This window comes from Campylobacter concisus, from assembly GCF_002913745.1.
GTDB lineage: Bacteria > Campylobacterota > Campylobacteria > Campylobacterales > Campylobacteraceae > Campylobacter_A > Campylobacter_A concisus_R.
Genome location: NZ_PPCG01000019.1, coordinates 1 through 14,807, shown reverse-complemented (window position 1 = coordinate 14,807; position 14,807 = coordinate 1). Strand labels below are relative to the sequence as shown.

The following is a 14,807-nucleotide window of genomic DNA, read 5'->3' as shown; positions in this document are numbered from 1 at the left end:
AGAGTCTTTATGGATGAGTTTTTAAAACAGGCTTGGCGTGCAAATAAAATTTATACAAATGCTGCTGCTAGCGTGCCATTTTACCCAGATCTGCTAGCTCTTCTTTTGGTTTGTGACGAGAGAAATTTAGATCAGTTTATGGCGCTTGATGAGTTTAGAGCGGTGCTAAAAAGGCTTAAGGTTGAGCTAGATATATTTAGCATACAAAGTGCGCAGCTTGCGACTCTTAAAGCACTAAATGAGGCTAAAATTTCAAGTGATGAGATAGTAAAATACCTAGAAATATTGCGTGATGAAAAGATCATAGATGATGAGAAATTCGGCTTTTTAGAAAAGATCATAAGCAAAAACAAAAGCGCTAATGAGACTAAAATTTCTCATACCAAGCCAAAAGATCACTTCCATAAAAACCTAGACTTTTTAAATGAGATAAACGAAAAAGCAAGCTTACTTGATAGCGATAAAACATTTTTAGAGGCACTTGCGGCAGCCAAAAAAAGATCAAACGAAACGCTTTTTAACATAGCTGCAAGTGGCGTCATAAACTCTGGCAAATCAACCCTTCTAAACGCCCTTTTAAACAAATCCGTCCTTGGCGCTTCAAACGTGCCAGAAACGATAAATTTAACCATTTTAAAATACTCCAAAGATAGCTTTGCAAGGGTAAATTTTTATAGCATTGATGAGCTTTTAGCACTTGGCGTACCAAGCGAAAATTTACCAAGCAAAAGCGTAGATATCGGCATAGACGAGATAAAAAGCTACACCTCTTCAAGCTCAAAAACAGCAAATCTCGTAAAAAGCGTCGAGCTTTATGACGACTTAGAGCTTTTAAAAGACAACGTCTGCATCATAGACACGCCAGGCATCGATGATGCGGTGGTTTTAAGGGAGCAGATCACTACAAATTTTATGAGAGAGTGCGACCTTTTAACCCACCTCATGAACGCCTCGCAAAGTGCCACGCAAAAAGACGCGCTCTTTTTAAAAAAATGCCTTGAAAACTCGCACATCGTAAGGCTTGCTGTGGTGCTAACTCACGCTGATGAGCTAAGCGCTAAAGAGCTAAACGAGACGCTAAACTACACTAAAAAAGCGATCGGCGAGCAGATAAATGGCGTTGAGATTGATTATTTTGCGCTTAGTGCAAAAAGCTTTTTAGAAGGCGCCGCAAATAGCGGTGTAGAGGAGTTTAAGGACTATCTTTACGAGGTGCTTTTTGGCAAAAACTCTAAAAAATCAGCCCTTATCTTAAGCTCGTATCAAAAGGAGCTAAAAAATATCCTAAATAGCAAGCTTGAAGCCACTAAGGCTGAAATTTTGTCGCTCAAAGCTTATGAAGTGGAGCTTAAAAAGCTTCAAAATGAGCAGGCAAGTGTCAAAAACGCACTTAGTGAAAATTTCTCTAAACTTGAAAGCCTAACCAAAAACGAGCTTGCAAAGCTTGAAAGCAGCAACACCAAAAATATCTATAAAATGGGGCTTGAGACGCTTTTACAAAACCTAAACGACAAGGTAAAAAGCGAGATAGCCTACTGCAAAAGCAAAAAGCAAAGCTTAAATTTTGAGCGCCTAGAGCAAATCGCAAAAACGACACTTCGAGACGGTGTGATGGCACTTATGAGGGAGGCTAGAAACGAAACTTTGGTGCAAACAAGATCATGTGAGCAAAATATCGCTTTAAATTTTGATGATTATGTGATGAGTAAAGACGAGGTTTTTAACATAAATGACTTTTTAGAGCAAATGGGCGTAAAGCTTGAATTTAAGGAGCTTTTAGCTGCATTTAGAGCGAAAATTTCAAGTGACGCAAGTGAAGCACTTTTAGGCTTAAAAGAGGGCTTGCTAAAAGATAAAAATATCTCTCAATTTTGTGAAATTTTAACTGACCACGAAAAAAATCGCCTTTTAAACCTCATAAAAACCTATGAAAGCGCTCAAAAAGCCACACTTGATAAGAGGCTAAAAGAGCTAGATCGTGAGCTAGAAAAGCTTAGCTCGCAAAATCAAAACTCACTTTTAAAACTAAAAGAGCAAAATGCCTTGCAAGATGAAATTTACTCGCTTTTAGGGGAGCTAGAAAATGTTTAATGAGTTCATCAATGCCTATAAGGCGAGATATTTTAAGGTTTTTACAAGCGACTTTAAAGGCGAGCTAGCAAGGCTAGTAAATGAGCTAAATGATCCAAGCCTGCACGCAAGCGATGAGATAAAAGAGAGCCTAAATTTACTAGTTGATACGCTAAATGAGCCGCCTCTCATCGCTGTTATAGGGCAGTTTTCAAGTGGCAAATCAACATTTTTAAACGCTCTACTTGGACAAAACATCTTGCCATCAGGTCTAACACCTGTCACGGCAAAGGCTGTGCGGCTAAAATTTGCAAAGATGCCACTTCTTAGCGTGAAATTTACAAATGGCAGCGAGAGCTTGCTAGCTAGCAGCGAGCTTACAGAGCTAAACGCCATGAGCGAGCAGATAAAGAGCATGACACTTTATGCGCCAAGTGAAATTTTAAAAGAGGTAAATTTCATCGACACGCCAGGGCTAAACTCACTACGAGATGCCGATACGAAAGAGACCAAAAACACGCTAAAAAAGGTCTGCGGCGCGATCTGGCTAAGCCTTGCAAATAACGCAGCAAAGGCTAGTGAGCTTGAAAGCGTAGAAGAAATTTTAAGGACAAACGATCTAAAGGCTCTTTGCTTCATCAACCAAAAGGACAAGCTAAGTCTTGACGAGCTTGAAAGCTTGCTAAAGCACGCTAGGCAAACTTATGGCGAGCTTTTTGAAGATATCATCGCCATCTCGTCAAAGCAAGCACTCCATGGCATCGCAAATGAAAACAAGAGCGAGCTAGAAAGCTCAAATTTCGCTAAAGCACTAAGTGCGGTAAAAGAGGCATTTTTAAATGCGAGCTTTAAAGAAAATTTCATAAAAGCAAGGGCGAAAAAGATAGTAAATTTTTTGATTAGCGAGCAAAAAAACCGCCTAAAAGTTTATAGCGCAGCTGATGAAATTTTGGATAAATTTAATGCCACGCTTGAAGAAAAACTAGAAGCGATAAAAGAGGAGTTTAAGCCTAAAATCGCCCTGCGATACAGCGATATGAGCGAGGCTATCAAGCTTGCAAGCGACGAAGTTTTTAAGCTGCTTAAGCCATTTTCTAGGACAAAATTTAACCCAGCAAAGACGCTTTTAAACAAAGAAATTTATAAGCGTGAAAATTTTGAAATGATAAGCCTTGATACGGACGAGGTCTTTTCAAAGCTCATCTACGAAGACGTCGTTTTTTCTAAATTTTTTAAACGCTATAAAAGAGATCTAAAAGAGCTTGAAAATGAGATCATATCGGCTTTTGATGGGCTTTATAAAAGCTTAGAAGATGAGCTTTTCGTTTATAAATCTCGCTATGAGAGCTTTAATCCATTTGATGAGTTTGCCTCAAACTACGAGACAAAATCGATAAACACCTACGCCGGCAGGACCTATGAGAATTTCTTAAGAGAGTATGAAAATACCAAATTTAAGGCGACGCAAAAGATATCTCTCTTTTTTGAAAAGCTTGACGTAAAGGTTGCTTCAAACTACGAAAATGCGCTTAAACTTGCGGTTTATTTTCTAAAGCAAAAGATCGAAAACTCGCTAAATTCGCACCTGCAAATGGGCACGCCACTCTACATCCCAAGCGCAAAAGAGGTTTATGAGCGCATGCTAAATGCCTTTAGCCTTTATGAATTTGACGATCTTATGTGCTCAAATAACTCTTTTTTAAATAAAACTTTGCTTGATATAAAGACCGAATTTGATGAAATTTACGCCCAAAAAATAGCGATGCTTGAGCACCTAAAAGCAAAACCAAAAGAGCAAATTTTAAAGCTAGAAAAACTGCAAGAGAGTTCGGTGATATTAAAGTAGGTTTAAAACTTTGAAATAGCGCTTTTAAATTTTTAAGTTCGCTAACATTTTTAAAAATTATTTTCCTCAAAAAAGTCGGTGTCGATCTTGCAAATTTCATATATCTGGCCTATTTGAACGCCTACTTTATACTTTATCATTAGCTCAGCCAGTCTGTCGCCATCTATCAAGACTACGCTAAAGTTTTGGCTATCTTTGGCAAACGTTTGGGCCTCTTTTGTAAATTTTGCCGTTGTAATAAAGACGCCTTTTTTGGTATTTTTATTTGAGATGGCGCCAATGAACTGCTGTATCTCTTGCCTGCCTATATTGCTACCATCCTTATATCTCTTTGCTTGGATGTAAATTTTAGAAAGTCCTAGCTCATCTTCGTCTATTATGCCATCTATCCCGCCATCTGGTCCTTTGTTTGTAAGACTTCCAGTTCCATAGTCCATCCTCTCTAAAAGCTCTGTTACTAGATGCTCGAAAAATCTCGGCTCTTTTTCTAAAATGCTAGATAAAATTTCACTTTTTAGCTCTTCTTTTATCCTTTCGTATGCATCTTTTAGGCTGTCGTCTGGTGTATTTTCTACTGCTTCTTTCTTTTCTTGTTTGATCTCTTGCTTATAAATTTCATCATACCAAGATATAAATTTCTCTTTTGCATTTTTGCTGCTTATCAGCTCTTTACCAAAATTTGTTATAGAAAACAGACTTTTCCCAACCTTCTCAAGAGGCTTCATCTTTGGCTTTGCCTTTACCTGCGCAGTGGTTGCCAGATACGTTAGAGCCCAGTCGGCACGGTTTATATAAGTAGGTGTCCCTCTTTTTATCCTTTGCAAAAGATCTTCATCGTTTAGCTTAAACTGGTTTATTATAAATTTGTAAATTTCACTTCTGTTTGTATTGTTATTTTGTGCAACAAATTCTAAAATGGGTAGCATCATCTCTTTATAGCTTGGTATCATTTTATGTCCTAAAAAATGAAGTTGTTTGATGCCAAATTATATAAATTTTTTACCAAAAAATTTCTTGTTTTTACATTTTTATGGATATAATCACCACATGAAATATGTAAGCCTAACAGAGTTTTTCTCTGATAATATCAATTTATTTATGAACGTGATTGCTTCGTTGTTTGCGATATTTTTTTACTTTAGTACTGGAGTTGATCTTTTATTTTTTATTACCTTGCCACTTGGCTATATAATGGGCTTAGTCTTGTCGTTTCCGCTTTTAATATTTATATTTTTCTTATTTGCAGCGTTAGATATTTGTATCTGTATCTTGGTCTCTGTTTGCAGAGTATTTAAATAAATTTGGGGCTTTTTACAGCCCCTTTGCTACTTTATAGCAGCCATTTTTCTACGCATATAAGCTATGCGGCTTTGAAGTGGTAGGTGTTTTGGGCAGTTGTCTTCGCATCCAAGCAAAGTCATACAACCAAATACACCATCATCATCGCCGATTAACTCGTAAAAGTCCTCGTCAGTTCTCTTATCAAGCGCGTCTATCTTAAATCTAGCAACCCTGTTTAGACCAACAGCGCCGATGAAATCAGGTCTCATGATAGCTGTTCCGCAAGATGCGACGCAAATTCCGCACTCTATACAGCGATCAAGCTCGAAAACTTCTTGAGCGACTTCTGGCTCAACTTTCTCTTCAAGCTTAGAGATATCTGTCTCGTGATCTGTGTGTATCCAGCTCTCGACACGCTTGCTCATAGCGTTCATCCAGTTGCCAGTATCTACGCTTAGATCTTTTAGTAGTTTAAAGACTGGCAAAGGCATAAGCTCAATTACACCGCTTTCAAAGTCTTTTGTTAGAGTTCTGCAAGCTAGGCTTGGTTTGCCATTTACTAGCATGCCACAACTTCCGCAAATTCCCGCACGACAAACAAAGTCAAAGCTAAGATCTGGATCAAATTTCTCACGAATTTGATTTAACGCGATAAATAGCGTCATACCATCAGTCTCTTCAAGCTCATAAGTCGCAAAATGAGGCTTTGAAACTTTGCTTAAAGGATTGTATTTAAAAGCTTTTATGGTTATTTTTCTACTCATTTCCTATACCTGCTCTTTCATTTGGTGCTTTATATTTTGGTTGAAGGTCATAGTGCATCAAAGCCTCTTGAATTTCTTGTCTGCTCTTGCCTTCTGCTTGCATTTTCTCGCGAATTTCATCGACCTCTTTTTGGCGGATAGCGCTGTTTGGATGTTCGATGATATTTCCTTTTGCACCATAACCTCTAAATGCTGGCGGCATCTCCATCTTCATGATATCAAGTGGCTCATAAGTAATAGTTGGCATAGTGTCGCCTTCTTTCCAGCTTGTAAGCGTTCTGTTTAGCCAGTTAAGGTCATCTCTCTTTGGATAGTCTTCACGGCAGTGAGCGCCACGGCTCTCTGTTCTATCAAGCGCACCTTTTGCGATACAAAGTGCTAGTTTTAGCATCTTTGGCACGCGGTAAGCCTCTTCAAGCTCTGGGTTGCCAAATAGTGCTTTGTTGCTTACTTTTACATCAAGTGACTCTTTGTAGAGTGCTTCAAGCTCTTTAACAGCAAGCTCTAGGCCTTTGCCTGTTCTAAATATCGCAACGTGCTCCCACATTACCTCTTTCATCTTGTTTTTGATATCAAAGACGTTAAATTTACCCTCTTTTGTGACAAGGCTATTTAGATAGTCTTCTTGTTTTTTAACAAATTTCTCTATATCAGCTGTGTTTATCTCGATCTCGTGGCTAGCGCAATAATCTGCAAAATAATCACCAACGATCATACCTGCAACGACTGTCTCAGAAACTGAGTTACCACCAAGGCGGTTAAAGCCGTGCATATCCCAGCAAGCAGCCTCGCCAGCGCTAAATAGACCAGCTAAAGTTGGGCTCTCGCCAGTTGGTTTTGTCTTGATGCCGCCCATTGAGTAGTGCTGCATAGGTAGGATCGGCGCCCAGCCTTTGCCACGCTGATGTCCTGTCTCGTCAGTATATACTTCAGTGTCAGCAGGATCGATGCCGTTAAAAATTTCGCAAATTTCTTGAACGTCACGTAAATTTTTCTCGATGTGCTCGCGTCCGAGGATAGAGATGTCAAGCCAAACGTGATAGCCATAAGGGCTAGGTACGCCTTTGCCTGCACGGATGTGTTCCATGATACGGCGGCTAACGACGTCACGGCTAGCTAGCTCTTTTTTCTCTGGTTCATAATCAGGCATAAAGCGGTATCCATCAACGTCACGTAAAATTCCGCCATCACCGCGGCAACCTTCTGTTAAAAGAATGCCAGATGGGACGATCGGAGTTGGGTGAAACTGAACAGCTTCCATATTACCAAGCTGAGCTACACCAGTCTCAAGTGCGATCGCAGCGCCGATACCTTCGCAAACAACAGCGTTTGTAGTGTGTTTATAAACTCTACCATAACCGCCAGTTGCTATAAGTGTGCCTTTTGAAACATAAGCTGTGATCTCGCCATTAACTAGGTCACGAACGATCGCGCCGTAACAGCGGTTATTTTGGTGTATCAAAGCGATCGCCTCTTTGCGGTCGTGAATTTCTACATTGTGCTTAAGCGCTTCGTTTGCAACAGCAAAAAGCATGGTGTGACCAGTTGCGTCAGCTGTGTAGCAAGTTCTCCACTTTTTTGTACCACCAAAGTCACGTGAGTGGATAAGACCATGAACCTCTTCTTTTTCAACAATAGTTGTCTTTTGAGCGTTGATGATAGCGCTTCTTTCGCCTTTTGTGATCCTGGTCCAAGGCACACCCCAAGCTGCAAGCTCACGAATCGCTTTTGGAGCAGTTTGACAAAACATACGTGCAACTTGTTGATCGCAACCCCAGTCGCTACCTTTTACTGTGTCAGCAAAGTGTACATCTTCGTTATCGCCTTCACTCATTTTAGAGTTACCAAGGCTTGCTTGCATGCCGCCTTGTGCAGCAGCAGAGTGAGAGCGTTTTACAGGGATGAGGCTCAAAACTACGGTGCTTAAGCCCTTTTCTCCAGCAGCCACAGCAGCTCTAAGACCAGCTAGACCGCCACCAATTACCAATGCGTCATAATATTTTACATTCATCTTCTAGCTCCTTTTTAATGGCTGATCCACACGAAATCAGCGATCAAAGCGATCACAGCAAGTATGCCATAAATGACAAATACAACTGTCTTTGCCTTATTTCTTTTAGCAAACATTTCGTGTTTATTTACGCCATCAATGCTTACCCATTTGACATATAAGCGGTACATGCCAACGCTAGCGTGAACGACCATGAAAACAAGTAGTGCGAAGTAGAAAATTTCTAGTTTGTGAAAAGCAGCAGCTGATTTGTCAGCAGTGATGTGTCCACCAAAGATAATATCTATAAGGTGGGCGCTTGCTGCAAAAAATAGAGCAAAGCCTGTTAAAAACTGGAACCACCAAAGTGTGGTATCAAGGTGCTTCATGCGGTCTTTGTGGCCTCTAAACATTAGATATTGTCTGTAATTTGCAGGAAATTTTCTCATTGCCAAGAAGGCGTGAGTTACAAAAACTACAAAAATAACAGCAGCTATAACATTTGTGATCCACCAAGTAGCCTCGCCAAATAAAAATTTAGCCTCTGCAAATCCTACGACAGCGTTAAATGCGTCTTTGCCAAGTAGTATAGTAGAAGTAAAAACCATATGGCACAATATGAAACAGGCTAGAATAAATCCTGTAATACTTTGCCATCTATCCCAAGCGGCTGGAGTGCGGCTTTTTTTGCCGTCCGACCGTTTCCCCAAAAAACCTTCTATAAGCCCGGTCATGAGCCCTCCTAAGAAATTTGAAATAAGTTATCATTTCTTAATACTAATTTAAATATTAGCATTAATTGATAAAGCTAATGTTATCAGAACTTTACTTTAATAAATTTTAAATATTGACATTAAATTTTCGTAAATCTCTTATAGAGTTTAATATAGACAAAAATTCCGAACCCGCACATAATAAGTGATAAAATTTGCCCCATTGATAGACCAAAGATAATAAATCCAAGTCCAGAATCAGGCTCTCTGTAAAATTCACAAATAAATCTTGCAAATGTGTATAAAATGGCGTAAAGTGCTATGAGCTCGCCATTAAATTTCTTATATTTTCTATATAAAAATAAAATGACAAAAATAACTAAACCTTCTAAGAATGCCTCATAAAGCTGGCTTGGATGTCTTGGCTGACCAAAGACATTTATCGCCCAAGGCACGTTTGTAACCCTGCCAAAAAGCTCTTGATTTAAGAAATTTCCGATCCTGCCAAATGTATAGCCAAAAGGTATGCAAACGGCACAAAGATCAAGTAGCTGCCATAAATTTTGTTTATACCTTTTGCAAAATAGATATGTCGCAAGCAAAAAGCCAACTACTGCTCCGTGGTAGCTCATGCCACGAATTCCTATAAACTCGCCGTTATGAAATGGATTAAAAATTTGCCAAGGTTGCGTCAAGTAGTAGCTTACTTCGCCTGAATAGACTAAAACCCAGCCAAGCCTAGCGCCTAAAATAACGCTTATTTCAACCCAAAAAAAGTAGTTATCTAAAAGCTGATTTGAGATTGGGATTTTATCTTTTTTAACGAGATACTTTGCCATGACAAGCGCCAAAACAAGGGCTAAAATATACATAAGCCCATACCAGTGCACGCTAAAGCCAAAAACGCTAAAGGCGACTGGGTTAAAGTGGTTATAAATGTCGTTCCAAATTTCCATTTTTACTTTCTTTTTAAAAATTTTTGCGATTTTACAATGATTTAGCTTTGATGAGCGAATAAACTCTTGCCACTAAGTGCAAGGGCTAAAAATTTAAACTCACTTGCTTCAAATTCTTTGCAAAATTTAAATAGCTCGGCAAACTCAGCCTTATTTAAATTTACGCTCCAGATCGCTCCAGAGTCATTAAATTCTCTTTCAAACTCGCTTAAATTTTTAGTGGCAAAATAGTGCTCAAAGCGGCTCATCAGTGAAAATGGCGTAAAAAATTTGATCTCATCTTTTATCTCAAATTTCATCACGCCACCATCTTTTATGGCCTCATTTATCACCTCATTTACAGCCCCTGAGTAGGCTCTTACAAGCCCTCCGGTGCCAAGCTTTATCCCACCAAAGTAGCGAACTATCAAGACACCAACATTTATAAGCTCAGCACCCCTTAGCACATTTAGGCTTGGCTGACCGCTAGTGCCCTTTGGCTCGCCGTCATCACTTTGATTTTCAACGATTTGTCCGTATTTGTTTAGCTCTCTTGTCGCCCAAACTACATGAACGGCCTTAAAATGCTCTTCTTTTAGGCGTTCATGCAAACTTTTAAATTCGCTTATCGGGCACAAAAATGCCAAAAAATTTGACTTTTTTATATCAAGCTGGGCTTTGAAAATCCTATCAATCGTCTGCAAATTTGCTCTTTTTTAAAAATTTTAAAAATCTTATCAATTTGCTAATTAAAGCCTTGTAAATTCAGACAAATTTATATTATTAAGGAAAAGATAGTAGAATTTTGCAATTTTTCATGAAGGACTAAAATGATACAAACTTGCCTATTTCCAGCGGCTGGATACGGAACAAGGTTTTTACCAGCTACAAAATCGCTCCCAAAAGAGATGTTGCCGATCCTTACAAAACCGCTCATTCACTACGGCGTTGATGAGGCGCTTGAGGCTGGCATGGATAATATGGCCTTTGTCACAGGACGCGGAAAAAGGGCGCTTGAGGACTATTTTGATATAAGCTACGAGCTGGAAAAAGAGATCGCTGGTAGCTCAAAAGAGTCACTGCTAAGCGAAGTTAGAAATTTGATGAGTTCATGCACATTTTCATTTACTAGGCAAAATGCTATGAAAGGGCTTGGACATGCTATTTATACAGGTAAAACGCTAGTTCGAGATGAGGCTTTTGGGGTCATTTTGGCAGATGATCTATGTATAAATGAAAATGGTGAGGGCGTACTTTCGCAAATGGTTAAATTTTATGAAAAATACCGCTGCAGCGTAGTTGCTGTGATGGAGGTGCCAAAAGAGCAGGCCAAGTCTTATGGCGTCGTAAGCGGTAGGTTTATAGAAGATGATCTCATAATGGTCGATGATATGGTTGAAAAGCCTGATCCTGCCGAGGCTCCGACAAATTTAGCGATAATCGGGCGCTACATCCTAACGCCAGATATTTTTAATATTTTAGAGCGAACAAAGCCAGGTAAAAACGGCGAAATTCAGATCACAGACGCACTAAAAACGCAGGCAAAAGATGGCATGGTGCTAGCTTATAAATTTAAGGGCAAGAGATTTGACTGTGGCAGTATCGACGGCTTTGTCGAGGCTACAAATTTCTTTTACGAGCGCAGTAAATGATAGAGACTTCATTTAAATTTAACTTTGCAAGCAGCGAGGTCATCGACTCCTACGCCAAACGCATAAACGACGAATACGAAAGCGGCGAGATAGGCTACTACCACCTGCCAGTGCTCGGGCAAAATTTGCTTGGCGAGATCGAGGAGTATGAAAAAGGGCTAGCTCATATCAAAAATGTAGTACTTGTTGGCATTGGCGGTAGCAGTCTTGGCGTAAAGGCGCTAAAATCGATGCTTGAAGGCACAAAGGGGATAAAAAGAGAGCTTTTGTTTTTAGATAACGTTGATCCTTGCAGCTACAAAAGCACGCTTGATGGGCTAAATTTTGACGAAACGCTTTTTGTAATAAGCTCAAAATCAGGCAACACGATCGAGACAATCACTATTTTTAAGTGTTTGCTTGATGACTTTAAACCTCAAAATTTAGGCAAAAATTTCCTCATCATAACTGATCCAGGCACAAATTTAGAAAATTTCGCTAAAGAAAATGGCATTAAATTTTTTAATATCCCAAAAAATGTTGGCGGGAGATTTAGCGTGCTAAGTGCGATCGGTCTTGTGCCTCTTGGTATCTGCGGCTACGATATAAAGGCACTTTTGGAGGGTGCGCTTGCTTGTAAAAAGCAATACATCGAGCAAAAAGATAGCTCAATAGTCGCTAAAGCCTACCACTACGCCACTAGCAGAAGTGCCAGCATAAATGTCATTTTTAGCTATTGCGATAGATTTTTTGAATTTAACGACTGGTATGTGCAGCTTTGGGCGGAGAGCCTTGGTAAAAAAAGAGGCTATAAAAGGGTCGGACTTACGCCAGTTGGACTTGTCGGCAGCCGCGATCAGCACAGCTTTTTGCAGCTTATCATGGACGGCGTAAAAGATAAGAGTGTGACATTTATAAAGATAAAAGATCACGCAAGCGACAAGACTATCCAAAGCTTTAGCCTAAAAGGGCTTGAAGAGTGCGATTTTGTGGCGGGTCTAAGCCTAAATGAGCTTATAAATTTGCAGTGCGACGCGACGGCTATGGCGCTGGTGCAAGAGGGCATAAGTGTCGATACGATCACGCTTGAGAGGCTTGATGAGTTTCATGCTGGCTGGCTCATTTTTTACTACGAGCTACTAACCTCGGCAACTGGTATCATGCTAGGCATCAACACCTACGATCAGCCAGGCGTTGAGATAGGAAAACGTATCTTAAAAACCATGCTTTTAAAGTAGAAAATGAAGAAATTTCTACTTTTAGCTCTTTTTGCCACGCAAATTTTTGCCTTTTCGGCGAGTAAATTTGTAAATGACGCTAGGTCGTAGATTGGCGTGACGCTAAGTTACGATCCAAGCTATGAAAAGCTCGCCTATCCTATGGGCGACATGGATATCAAAAAAGCGTTTGTACTGGCGCCTTGGTAAGGGCGCTACGTCATCAGGATATGGATCTGCAAAGGCTCATTTTTGAAGATATGAGTAAAAATTTTTCAGTTTATCCTAAAAAATGGGGCCTTAAAAAGGCTGATAAAAACATCGATCACAGGCGTGTTTTAAACATCGCTACCTTTCTAAAAAGAAAAGGTTTTGAGGTGAGTGATGATAAATTTCTGCCAGGCGATATCGTCACATGGATGCTACCAAGAAATCTACCTCACATCGGCGTGATCTCAGATAAATTTGAAGGACAAACGCCGCTTGTCGTCCACAATATCGGCTCTGGCGTGCAGGAAGAAAAAATACTTTATAGCTACAAGATCACGGGGCATTTTAGGCTAAAGTAGCAAAATGGCTTTTTAATCAAATTTAAGGCAAAATCGCAAAAAACAAATTCAAGGAAAAATAATGTTAGAAGTTAGGGGACTTACTCAAAGATTTGCAAGCAGCTTGCTATTTGAGGATGTAAATTTAAAGCTAAATCGCCACAATAGATACGGACTAATCGGTGCAAATGGCGCTGGTAAATCGACATTTTTAAAAATTTTAAGCGGAGCCATCGAGCCAACTAACGGCGAGATCATCATAGAAAATGGACTAAAAGTTGGCGTGCTTGGGCAAGATCAGTTTGCGTTTGAAAATTTCACGCTAAAAGATGCGGTGCTTTATGGTAACAAGCGCCTATATGACGCTGTCAAAGAGAAAGAGAAGCTCTATATGAGCGAGGAATTTACTGATGAGATAAATGAGCGCTTAAGCGAGCTTGAGATGATAAGTGCTGAAGAAGACCCAAGCTACGAGTACGAGACTAGGATAGAAAAAATCCTAAGCTCGCTAGGACTAAATGAATTTGATAAGCTTATGAGCGAGGTTGAAAACTCAGATAAAGTTAAGGTTTTGCTGGCTCAAGTGCTCTTTCCAAAGCCAGACATCTTGTTCTTAGACGAGCCAACAAACAACCTTGACATAGACGCGATCGCATGGCTAGAAAACGAGCTAAACCGCCACGAGGGCACACTTGTCGTTATCAGCCACGACAGGCACTTTTTAAATAGAGTTTGCACAAACATTTTGGATGTGGATTTTAAGAAAATTCGCGAGTTTTCAGGCAACTACGACGACTGGTATATGGCTGCAAATTTGATCGCAAAGCAGCATGAGATGGAGCGTGATAAGAAGCTAAAAGAGAAAGAGGAGCTGGAGAAATTTATCGCGAGATTTTCAGCAAATGCGAGCAAGGCAAAGCAGGCGACCTCACGTGCAAAGCAGCTTGAAAAATTAGATATCGCAGAGATCGCAGTCTCAAGCAGGCGTGATCCTAGCATTCTATTTCGTGCAAACCGCGAGATAGGCAATGAGCTAATTGAGCTAAAGAACATTAGTAAGAAATTTGATGATAAAGTGATATTTGAAAACTTTAACTTTAAGCTCGAAAAGGGCGACAAACTAGCCATCATCGGTCATAACGGCGTTGGTAAAAGCACACTTTGTAAGATCATAATGGGCGAGATAAAGCCTGACGCGGGCGAGGTGCATATAGGCGCGACCATCGAGCTAGGATATTTTGCGCAAGATACTGTAAATAAGATAGATGGCGAGCTAAAGCTTTATGAGTACTTGCAAGATGCCAAAAACAAGGATATCGACGAGATCAGAAAGTGCCTTGGCAGGATGCTCTTTAGCGGTGCCGAGCAAGAAAAGGCAGTTGGGGCGCTAAGCGGTGGTGAAAAACACCGAGTAAGGCTAGCTCAGCTCATGCTTCACAGGCCAAATTTACTTGTCATGGACGAGCCAAACAACCACCTCGATCTTGAGGCTATCATCGCACTTGGCGAGGCGTTTTATAACTTTAATGGCTCAGTCATCTGCGTAAGTCACGACAGGGAGCTGATAGATGCCTTTGCAAATAGGATTTTACACCTAAAAGGTAGTGGCGAAGTCGTTGATTTTAAAGGCACATACGAAGAGTATATAGCAAATTTAGGCCTTGAAGGCTAAATGCTACTTTGCCTCTAGGAAATTTCTAGGGGCAGCTTAAATTTATCCCTTCAAATTTACTACTCAAAATGAGCCTATAAATTTAGGTAAAACTACAAATTTTAAATTTCATCATATAGATGTGTCAGGAAGTAATATTA

Annotated in this window: 12 protein-coding genes; 6 read left to right on the top strand and 6 right to left on the bottom strand. The window is 40.0% G+C overall.

Annotated elements, in window-relative coordinates; all coding sequences use genetic code 11:
• Positions 1-9: 9 nt before the first annotated feature.
• Together CYO90_RS01595 and CYO90_RS01590 are read left to right on the top strand one after the other, a co-directional pair.
• On the top strand, positions 10-2,091 hold the full coding sequence (locus CYO90_RS01595) for a dynamin family protein (RefSeq protein WP_103578197.1): 2,082 nt from the start codon (positions 10-12) through the stop codon (positions 2,089-2,091).
• Positions 2,084-3,916, top strand: coding sequence for a dynamin family protein (locus CYO90_RS01590; protein WP_103578196.1), 1,833 nt, complete (start codon positions 2,084-2,086; stop codon positions 3,914-3,916). Before CYO90_RS01595 ends, CYO90_RS01590 begins: the two co-directional genes overlap by 8 nt.
• Before the next feature lie 50 nt (positions 3,917-3,966).
• Here CYO90_RS01590 and CYO90_RS01585 read toward each other — a convergent pair whose 3' ends face one another.
• The 6 genes from CYO90_RS01585 to CYO90_RS01560 form a co-directional block, all read right to left on the bottom strand.
• The gene (locus tag CYO90_RS01585) at positions 3,967-4,866 is read right to left on the bottom strand and encodes a restriction endonuclease (protein ID WP_103578195.1); all 900 of its coding nucleotides are present in this window, start codon (positions 4,864-4,866) and stop codon (positions 3,967-3,969) included.
• A gap of 375 nt (positions 4,867-5,241) precedes the next feature.
• On the bottom strand, positions 5,242-5,961 hold the full coding sequence (locus tag CYO90_RS01580; protein WP_004317555.1) for a fumarate reductase iron-sulfur subunit: 720 nt from the start codon (positions 5,959-5,961) through the stop codon (positions 5,242-5,244).
• Positions 5,954-7,972, bottom strand: a complete 2,019-nt coding sequence (locus CYO90_RS01575; protein ID WP_004317497.1) for a fumarate reductase flavoprotein subunit — start codon at positions 7,970-7,972, stop codon at positions 5,954-5,956. Before CYO90_RS01575 ends, CYO90_RS01580 begins: the two co-directional genes overlap by 8 nt.
• Positions 7,973-7,986: 14 nt before the next feature.
• Positions 7,987-8,685 carry a fumarate reductase cytochrome b subunit gene (locus CYO90_RS01570; RefSeq protein ID WP_035160410.1) on the bottom strand — a complete coding sequence of 233 codons (699 nt, stop codon included), beginning with the start codon at positions 8,683-8,685 and terminating at the stop codon, positions 7,987-7,989.
• A gap of 119 nt (positions 8,686-8,804) precedes the next feature.
• Positions 8,805-9,620: a prolipoprotein diacylglyceryl transferase gene (lgt, locus tag CYO90_RS01565; protein ID WP_103578194.1), complete on the bottom strand. Its 816-nt coding sequence runs from the start codon at positions 9,618-9,620 to the stop codon at positions 8,805-8,807.
• 41 nt (positions 9,621-9,661) lie between these two features.
• Positions 9,662-10,303, bottom strand: a complete 642-nt coding sequence (locus CYO90_RS01560; protein ID WP_103578193.1) for an IMPACT family protein — start codon at positions 10,301-10,303, stop codon at positions 9,662-9,664.
• 126 nt (positions 10,304-10,429) lie between these two features.
• Between CYO90_RS01560 and galU the strand changes: the two genes are divergently transcribed.
• The 4 genes from galU (at position 10,430) to CYO90_RS01540 (ending at position 14,667) form a co-directional block, all read left to right on the top strand.
• Positions 10,430-11,251, top strand: coding sequence for a UTP--glucose-1-phosphate uridylyltransferase GalU (galU, locus tag CYO90_RS01555; RefSeq protein ID WP_103578192.1), 822 nt, complete (start codon positions 10,430-10,432; stop codon positions 11,249-11,251).
• Positions 11,248-12,468 carry a glucose-6-phosphate isomerase gene (locus CYO90_RS01550; RefSeq protein ID WP_103578191.1) on the top strand — a complete coding sequence of 407 codons (1,221 nt, stop codon included), beginning with the start codon at positions 11,248-11,250 and terminating at the stop codon, positions 12,466-12,468. Before galU ends, CYO90_RS01550 begins: the two co-directional genes overlap by 4 nt.
• Positions 12,469-12,677: 209 nt before the next feature.
• Positions 12,678-13,016: a DUF1287 domain-containing protein gene (locus tag CYO90_RS10420; RefSeq protein ID WP_258030620.1), complete on the top strand. Its 339-nt coding sequence runs from the start codon at positions 12,678-12,680 to the stop codon at positions 13,014-13,016.
• A gap of 61 nt (positions 13,017-13,077) precedes the next feature.
• Entirely contained in the window at positions 13,078-14,667 is a 1,590-nt protein-coding gene (locus CYO90_RS01540; RefSeq protein WP_103578190.1) for an ABC-F family ATP-binding cassette domain-containing protein, read from the top strand.
• The last annotated feature ends 140 nt before the right edge of the window (positions 14,668-14,807 follow it).

Coding starts and splice junctions, on each gene's coding strand:
- CYO90_RS01595 (WP_103578197.1), top strand. CDS start 10: ATGGATGAGTTTTTAAAACAGGCTTGGCGTGCAAATAAAATTTATACA.
- CYO90_RS01590 (WP_103578196.1), top strand. CDS start 2,084: ATGTTTAATGAGTTCATCAATGCCTATAAGGCGAGATATTTTAAGGTT.
- CYO90_RS01585 (WP_103578195.1), bottom strand. CDS start 4,866: ATGATACCAAGCTATAAAGAGATGATGCTACCCATTTTAGAATTTGTT.
- CYO90_RS01580 (WP_004317555.1), bottom strand. CDS start 5,961: ATGAGTAGAAAAATAACCATAAAAGCTTTTAAATACAATCCTTTAAGC.
- CYO90_RS01575 (WP_004317497.1), bottom strand. CDS start 7,972: ATGAATGTAAAATATTATGACGCATTGGTAATTGGTGGCGGTCTAGCT.
- CYO90_RS01570 (WP_035160410.1), bottom strand. CDS start 8,685: ATGACCGGGCTTATAGAAGGTTTTTTGGGGAAACGGTCGGACGGCAAA.
- lgt (WP_103578194.1), bottom strand. CDS start 9,620: ATGGAAATTTGGAACGACATTTATAACCACTTTAACCCAGTCGCCTTT.
- galU (WP_103578192.1), top strand. CDS start 10,430: ATGATACAAACTTGCCTATTTCCAGCGGCTGGATACGGAACAAGGTTT.
- CYO90_RS01550 (WP_103578191.1), top strand. CDS start 11,248: ATGATAGAGACTTCATTTAAATTTAACTTTGCAAGCAGCGAGGTCATC.
- CYO90_RS10420 (WP_258030620.1), top strand. CDS start 12,678: ATGGATCTGCAAAGGCTCATTTTTGAAGATATGAGTAAAAATTTTTCA.
- CYO90_RS01540 (WP_103578190.1), top strand. CDS start 13,078: ATGTTAGAAGTTAGGGGACTTACTCAAAGATTTGCAAGCAGCTTGCTA.